At 53.2% G+C, this 7,898-nt stretch carries 5 protein-coding genes; 3 read left to right on the top strand and 2 right to left on the bottom strand.

Annotated elements, in window-relative coordinates:
- Positions 1-236: 236 nt before the first annotated feature.
- Positions 237-1,373 (bottom strand): DNA cytosine methyltransferase, encoded by a 1,137-nt coding sequence (locus tag VOY09_RS12095; RefSeq protein ID WP_322895066.1) that lies wholly within the window; start codon positions 1,371-1,373, stop codon positions 237-239.
- Between the two features lie 347 nt (positions 1,374-1,720).
- On the opposite strand from VOY09_RS12095, the gene VOY09_RS12090 reads away from it, so the two are divergent.
- From VOY09_RS12090 to VOY09_RS12080, 3 genes are all read left to right on the top strand, one after another.
- Positions 1,721-5,401, top strand: coding sequence for a hypothetical protein (locus VOY09_RS12090; RefSeq protein WP_322895065.1), 3,681 nt, complete (start codon positions 1,721-1,723; stop codon positions 5,399-5,401).
- 149 nt (positions 5,402-5,550) lie between these two features.
- Positions 5,551-5,799 (top strand): helix-turn-helix transcriptional regulator, encoded by a 249-nt coding sequence (locus tag VOY09_RS12085; protein ID WP_322895064.1) that lies wholly within the window; start codon positions 5,551-5,553, stop codon positions 5,797-5,799.
- Between the two features lies 1 nt (position 5,800).
- On the top strand, positions 5,801-7,126 hold the full coding sequence (locus VOY09_RS12080) for a type II toxin-antitoxin system HipA family toxin (RefSeq protein WP_322895063.1): 1,326 nt from the start codon (positions 5,801-5,803) through the stop codon (positions 7,124-7,126).
- Here the strand turns inward: VOY09_RS12080 and VOY09_RS12075 are convergent.
- Positions 7,123-7,698 (bottom strand): helix-turn-helix domain-containing protein, encoded by a 576-nt coding sequence (locus VOY09_RS12075; protein WP_322895062.1) that lies wholly within the window; start codon positions 7,696-7,698, stop codon positions 7,123-7,125. The genes VOY09_RS12080 and VOY09_RS12075 overlap by 4 nt on opposite strands.
- Positions 7,699-7,898 lie beyond the last annotated feature (200 nt).

The raw sequence follows: 7,898 nt of genomic DNA, 5'->3' as shown, positions 1-7,898 counted from the left end.
AGCGGTCTCGACGACCTGCTCCCGTGGAACTTCAAGCCGTCAAGCTAAGCTGATCGTGCTGTCCAGCTACCGCTTACCGAGCAGCTAGTGGGGGTCACGATAATCAACGTAGCTGATTTGGGCTGCCAGCTTGAACCCGCGAAGCACTACGCCTCCAAAAATTATTTGAATTCATACAGCTACGCGCACCGCGCGTCCCGAGCAACTACACATTTCGTCCCTTTAGTTCATGTGTTTTATGCTGGCTGGCGCAAGTTCAGCACGCAGTCCATAGCGGTTAAGTCCTCGGTCGAACTCGGCGACGCTCTCCCCGAAGAATTGCTCTTTGAACAAAGAAGACCAACAATGTGCCGGACAAGAAGCTCTGCCATTACAATCGGCACGGCGTTACCAATCTGCTGTCCAGCGGCCATTAGGCCTCCTTCAAAAACGTAGTCATCTGGGAAGGTCTGGATGCGGGCTGCTTGCCTCGCAGTAATGCCATGGTTGTGGGTGGGGTGAACAAACCTCCCTTTCGAGGGATTGACGCAGGCTGTAGTCATAGTCGGTGCTGGCAAGCGAGGATCTATCCTTCCATATACGTCTTTGTGGCCATTGTGGTCGACATGGCACTTTAACTTTCGACCAGATTCGGAGCGACTACCCCCGTTATGTGGAGTATTGGCAAATGCCTCTGTAAGTTCGGGGCCATGCTTCATGTGAACATCGTTTGGATCATCGACGGGTGCCGGTTTAAATACATCATGGCAGGATATCCATGACGCTAAGCCTACATGCTCAGCTAATTCTGGAGGCGCGTGGGTTGGGGGCGGTGGCCAGACAAATGTCGAAAGATCGACGTCCTCCCTCACACCTAAAATGAAAACTCGCCGTCTTCGCTGTGGTGTACCGTAATCTCGAGCATCCAATTTAACTGGGTCAAAAACAGTATAATTGCGTTTCTCTGCCTGATTGTAGAAGCTTTCTAAATACTCTTTGTGCCGAGGCCAAAGCATGCCAGGCACATTCTCCATTAGAAATGCCCGTGGTCGAAGGCGCTCAACAAAATTGAAATAGTCGTGAATCAGTGCATTGCGAGGGTCATTGACGCCCGTCCCGTTTATACGGTGTGTTGAAAAGCCTTGGCATGGTGGTCCTCCAAGCAGCAGATCGCAGTTTTTACCCTGTAGGAAATGTCGCGCAGCCAAATCTGAAGCAGAAAGCTTTCTAATGTCTTCATCATACATGACGACATTCTTGCTACGTCCTTTTTGGGCTAAGTTTTTGGTGTAAGTCTTGGCTGCACTACGGTTCATTTCAACTGCAAATACTATTTCTGCACCAGCATGGACTGCAGCCAAGGAAAACCCGCCCGCGCCTGCGAATAGATCCACTACTTTTATCTTCTGATCAGGCAATTAACTTACCAAGCGTGACCGCTGCTGCAAAAGATGCATTCATACGTATGGATCCCATGTGTGGCTTGGAGACAGCGCGTTGGCGCTGTGGCAACAGCACAGCAGCCTCAATTTGGATGGGTTGGCCCGTTCAGTCAAGGGCAGGCTTTTGAGCGAGATTTAGAAAAGTTGTGCGCCAACCGAATCTGATATTGGATGGTCACTTGATGAACAGCGGTGGTGTTTAGGCGGTTGTGGAATCGTTTGGCCTCGAGCTGAAAAATAAGGTAGGGCTTGGAGGCAGGCTTCGGCATGCTAATGACTGAAGTCTGAGGAGGTGTTAAGTGTCTGAAGTTGGTCGATTTTGTTGCTTCACGTGTCCCGATTTTGATCAAACACTGAAGCGGCTAGACGATACTTGCACCGAATGCGGAAAGCCATTTGGTTTTCCGCTGCAGGACGTCCCCAGCTGCGTCGGTGACTATGATGTAGAACGGTCACTGGGCCGAGGATTCTATGCAGCGACGTTTGTGGCGCGTTCCCGCAGTGGGTTGAATAGGTCCCCACGTGTCTTAAAAGTTAGTCCGCTAGCGCTGTATCAAAAGTTTGGTAAGAGCTTCTCAGATGAGATGATGCTTCATGCGAGGGTAGCCGAAGGAGCTGATCACGTTGTGGCTGCAGAGGCCATGTTCGACTGCCGTGTCGCATTCGGAGACGTAGTTTTAGACTGCCACGTTGCGGTGTTGGAGTTCGCCAATGGAGACACGCTATCGAAGTACCTCCAAGGTGAACGGAAGCTTTCCGCGGCGCATGCAGCTCAGATTACTTGTGATCTTTTTCGTATGACTGAGGAGTTTGCCTACCATAAACTTTATCATAACGACCTGCACGCATCCAACATCATTGTGCAGGAATTGCTACCTGGACGCCGGCGCGCTGACGCCATAGAGCCAGCCATTCGGGCGATGGCTATCGATTTGGGTTCAGTTGCCGGTGATCGCCGTTCTGGAGGTATTTATCAGGGCGACCTGCATTGGATCGGAAGCCACATCAGCGCAATGGCAGATAGGCTTCTATCACAAGGAGATACTGCACCCGACCTCGACAAGCGAGTGGGTTTACAGCTGCACATCATCGCGCAAGGTTTGGCACCAGTTACCGAGAACCAGCGGACTCCGTCAGCTGATGACATCATTGCGAGTATACGTGAGCAATATCATCGAACGGCCGAGCCTTGGCGGCCCTGGCGAAATCAGGCAGTGCTTAAGACCTTCGCCGCTTCATACAATGCCCAGACGCTCGACGCTTGGTATGTGCCTCAGCTACTCGTTGATCCAGAGGGGACGTGGCTGAGTCGAGTGAGTGCTCCAGGTCCCCTCGTAATGACGGGCATGCGCGGATGCGGTAAGACAATGCTTTTGAATTCACTTCAGTTTCATGCGCGCGCGACAGTTCTGCCTGGCGAAGAGGATGCCAATGCACTTGAGCGCGTTCGTGATGACGGCTACGTAGGACTATTCGTTTCAGCCCAACGTCTTATTCCTGTAGACCCACGGGCCACCAGACCGTCGACGGAGCAATTGCTGGCCCGTTTGCTCGTAGCTTATGCAGTACAGGCCGCTCGGGCCATTGCGCACCTGCAAGACCTAGAACCAGATGCGGTTACATTTAATGCAAACGTACTATTGATTAACGCAGTGGTCGAAAACCTTTCCCCAAGACCTGAAGTCGACGCTTCATCTACCATTGAACAACTTGAGCGAGCCATGAGTGATCTGCTTGTGCAGGTCAGTCGCGCGGATTCTGAAATACGGTTAGCAACTAATCCAAACACCGCGTTCCCCCTTCTCGCCAGTGCAATCCGGAATGCATCTTCAATCTGGCAGGATGCTCAGGTGCTTTTCCTGCTTGATGACGTCTCCACCCGATATCTCGACCCAGAGAGGATTGAGGATCTTCTTTCGTCCTTGCTTTTCCAACATCCAGGATGCGCTTTCAAATTGACGTCTGAGGCGCAAACAATTTTCTTGAGTCTCAAGTCGCCTGGCCAGGTTCATCCTGCAGCAGCAGGACGCGACTTCGCAACTTTCGATTTGGGCGCGGAAGTACAAAACCGCCTCAAGGACCGGCGTGGAAAAACATTCATAAACAAGATTTTGGATGCAAGGGCCAAACTATTTCCGGGACATCCACAACATGGCAGTGCCCAGGTTCTCGGTGATGTTGATTTGGAGACTATCGCTCGAACTATTATTAATACTCGCACTAAGTCTCGTGAACGCAAGCGCCTATATCACGGTGTCCGTGCGCTGGCTGGAGTCTGTGTGGGAGACATAGGTACTGTCATTCAAATTTATCAAGAAATGTTGGCGGGGAGCCAGGCTGATCTACCGATCCCTCCTGAGCGGCAGCATGAGGTCTTTGGTGATTTTTGCGCTAGGCATTTGTACAGCCTCGATAGACGAAGCAGTAGCTTAAAAACGGTTGCGCTCCAGTTTGCCGAAGCGTCACACCATTTACTCGTCGAGTCCGGAAAGGGAAAGCCTACCGGTAGAATTCGTCAATATACTTCTCTTTATGCGAGAGTTACAACCGGGGATGTTCAGGAACAAATGAGCCGTTTGCGTGAGCTCGTAGACGCTGGTGTATTTGTTTTCACTGGTGGAACGGCCCGAACTAAAACTCACGATTCAGATCCAATTCAACAGTTTAAGCTTAGTTTTCGAAAAATATATGGCATTGCCAACCTAATAGGGTTGTCTGACAGAGATCGCTTCGAACTGTCCGGAGAGGACCTAGAAAGATGGCTTAAGGAGCCTGACGCCGGTCGTGAGATACTGCTTCGTAATCTGTCCACACATCCGGATGGCCCCGAAATTGAAGATGTTGAAGCCGCGGATCTCGACGAGGAAGAATTACACGATTTAAATGATTCTGAAGTAATTTCCAAAAGTCAGCAAATGAGCTTTGAGCAGCTGTTCGATACTTCCCATGACTCCTCCGCTACAGGTTCTCAGGCTGGAACGATGGCAGTCTCCGCTGGATCACCAAACGTGGTGGAACTCGACGTCGCACAGCTCTCAGGTCATGTGATCGACAATCTAATTGTAGGCTTAGGCTTTGAGGAGCGGGCACCAGAATCGCTCACTAGGCTCCTTTCAAATGTAACACCGCAGCAAGTTCTCGCTGTACGCTACGAGCACGATGGTAATGCGGACGACATGCTCAAGATTCTTCGTGAGCGCAATGTACGGTACCGCGAGGTGGCCTATTCCGATATCCAGAAGGCGAAATTGCCCAAGCTCGATGGAACAACCTTAGTCGATCTTACCGGATTGGCAAAGCCTGCCTTGTTCCACTTCATAAGATCCGGTTTGGCGAGTTCACAGCAGTTGCTGATAACTTACACGAGCGCATTGAAGTACTATCCGCTCGAGGAATCGCTAGCACAGGTACTTGAAGCTTTTAGAGCGTCAGATGATCATCTTCTTTTAACAAAATTGCGCACTGTTCTGACGGGAGAGGTGGGCCCATATCAGTCTGTGCCATTATCCGAAGCTGAGTCTGATGGCACAAGGCTTAGGGCGCTTTCGGCTTTTGCATCACCGAGACATGAACGACTACTTCATCTGACAAGCGAGCGCGAATATGATGCCCTGCAAATCATAACAGATGAAGCTGAGGATTCTAGAGCGAGTGTCGGTAGTATTGCTGCTCGCGTAGCACTCGAGGATGCGTCTCGCGGAACAATCATTTCAATTGACGCCAAAAACTTATCCGACCTTGTTAGCAATCTTGTTCTGCAGCACGATAACTGGTTCGTGAAGGGTGGGCTTGATTATGAAATCGGGTTAACTGGAAGTAAGTTGCAAGCAGCGGCTGCCGCGATTGTAGCCGCTGTGCTTCCCGTGAGTCAGGTCTGGTACGTTCAGCCAGAATTTTTCGATCAAAAGCACTTTTCGTCTGGCGTCGGGCACTCACGACACTTTCGTGTTGATAGTAAGCATACCCGTCTTGAAGGCTAATCGAAGCTATGCTGCGAGGCTGAGCATACCTTCGGGTGTGGTTGCCTCGGCTCTCACACTCTGCTCGTAAATAGTCCTTGGGCTATATTTTATATTTATATCCCTCTTGCTATATTTACACTGTATCGCCCGTGGGCTATTGTCGCTCCATGAGAGAAAACTCAGTATATCTTATCCGTAGCCTGCGCCAAGCTGGGACTGTCCTTCGCACCCGGCGGGCAGCGTGTGAGATCAGCCAGAAGCAATTGGGCGAAATGACGGGCACTGCGCAGTCGACAATTTCCGACATAGAGAACGGCGTCGTTTCGGTCAGCCTCGATGTATATCTGCGCCTCCTCGAAGCCCTTGGCGCAGAGCTGTCCGTGACAGACCGTCTAACCGATCGGGAACCTTCCTGAGATGGCACGCATCGCTCGTGCTGGTCGCCGTACACGCCAAAACAAGACTGCCGTCTGGTACGAACGATCTAGGGTCGGAAATCTGACGCGTGCGACCGATGGTGCCATCGGCTTCACTTATGATCCCGCATGGCTAGCCTCCGAAACCGCATTTCCCGTCGCCAGTGCCATGCCGCTGTCCAAAGCCAAATGGCGGGGCGATCCCGTCGCCGCGGCTTTCGACAACCTACTGCCGGATGCGGAGGGCGAATTGCGCGAAAAGATCGCTGCACGGGTAGGGGCGCAGGGCAAGGATGTGTTCTCGCTCCTTTCTGTCTTGGGGCGTGATTGCGTTGGCGCGCTGCAGTTTCTGCCGGTAGATGAAGCCCCCGCAGAGCAGGACATGCAGTATCGCATCATGTCGGAAGAGGAGATGGTTGCCGATCTGAATAATCTTGCTGCAGCGCCGCTCGCCCTAAGCGACGACGAGGACTTCAGAATTTCTATCGCAGGCGCGCAGGAAAAGACGGCTTACCTGCGTGTGGACCGCCAATGGGCGAAGCCGCGAGGCATCACACCCACCAGCCATATTTTCAAGACGCCCATGGGAATCCTGCCAGGTCCGGACCAGATCGACCTTAGTGATAGTGTCGAGAACGAGCTGTTCTGCATGACGCTGGCGCGTGAAATCGGGCTGCCTGCAGCGCATGTCGAAAAGATCACCTTCTCCGGGCAGGTGGTGCTATCCGTCGAAAGGTTTGACCGGCTCTGGCAGGGTGAAACACTAAAACGTTTGCCGCAAGAGGATATCTGCCAATCGCTGGGGTACCCTTCCGCCATGAAGTACCAGAAGTTCGGCGGTCCCAGCATCGCACAGATCATGGAACTTTTGCGTGAATCCGACACGCCAATCGAAGATCGGGAGACCTTCTTCCGCACACAGATTTTCTTCTTCTTGATTGGTGCCTCGGATGGGCATGCCAAGAACTTCAGCCTGCGTCTGGGTCGTCGCGGGCGATTCAAGCTTGCACCACTCTATGACATCCTGAGTATCGCTCCAGTCGTGCGGGCTGGGCGGTTGCAACGGAAACGCTACCGCCTCGCCATGTCGGTGGATGGCCATTACGGTATCGATGAGATCGTGCCCCGCCACTTTGAGGCCGAAGGGCGTTCTGCGGGTATGCCGAAGGGTCGCGCACTGGAGCTGTTGCGGTACATGACGGATCGGTTGGGTCTCGCACTGGATCGGGCGTTGCTGGCGGTCGGCGACCAGGTGCCGGAGGCGGTCAGTGAACCGATAGCCACCGATGCTATGCAGCGGGTGGCGCAGATGAAAGAACTGCTTTAGTGATCCGGCCTCTTGGTTGTCAAACCAGCGAGGACTTTGTCGACCTCGCGAGTTTTCGCGGCCCGCTGTGCCTCCCAGAGGATGCGGAACTCTTCGGCGAATTCGACAAAGCCGCCCGCGAAGGCGCGGATCGTTGTCATGTCTTCATCAGTAAACGGGATCGGGCTGCCACGTAGCTTGGCCGCGTTCAGCTTGCGTGCGATGTTGTTGACCGCTGCACCTTGGGTCGCGACTTGCACGCCCCACGCCTGCAAATGGTCGAGAACGACCGGGTCTGCTGGGCGCAATAGAACGTCCGCCGCTTCCATCAGGCGGCGCAGTGCGGCTGGGTGGTCCGTGATGCTCCGCTTTGCCATCCCATCCTTGAAGCCAGCCAGTTCGCGTCTACTGACGCGTAAGCTGATCGTTTGGGTGTGGCCCTGGCGCGCGCGTTGGGCCTTGTTCAACGTGTTGTAGATCGTCCGGCGCGAGACCCCGTATTGGCGGGCAAGCGCCTTGACGGGTGTGCCGTCAGCGCGCGCCTCGATGATCTGGCGGCGTTCTTCGTCGGTCAGTTTGTGGTGATTGCGCATGTGAAGTTTACGTTCCTATTTCTTGCCAACTTCATTCAAACTTCCCGTCTCCCAGCGACAGCGGAGGCGGATCAGAAGTTTGGATTCAATTTCAGTTACTTTGCTTCGTGGGATGGCGTGCCGAGGACGCGATGCGAGAAACACGATGCGCGTGGCCCGGAGCACGAAGCGGGGTGCAAAGGACGTGAAGCGTGGTGCAA

The organism is Yoonia sp. 67-2, assembly GCF_035117555.1.
GTDB lineage: Bacteria > Pseudomonadota > Alphaproteobacteria > Rhodobacterales > Rhodobacteraceae > Yoonia.
Note: the sequence above shows the minus strand (reverse complement) of the source record. Positions and strands in the feature narration are given on the sequence as shown.

What these genes read in the sequence shown, in the direction of transcription:
- VOY09_RS12085 (WP_322895064.1), top strand. Translation starts at nt 5,551, where the DNA reads ATGAGAGAAAACTCAGTATATCTTATCCGTAGCCTGCGCCAAGCTGGG.
- VOY09_RS12080 (WP_322895063.1), top strand. Translation starts at nt 5,801, where the DNA reads ATGGCACGCATCGCTCGTGCTGGTCGCCGTACACGCCAAAACAAGACT.
- VOY09_RS12075 (WP_322895062.1), bottom strand. Translation starts at nt 7,698, where the DNA reads ATGCGCAATCACCACAAACTGACCGACGAAGAACGCCGCCAGATCATC.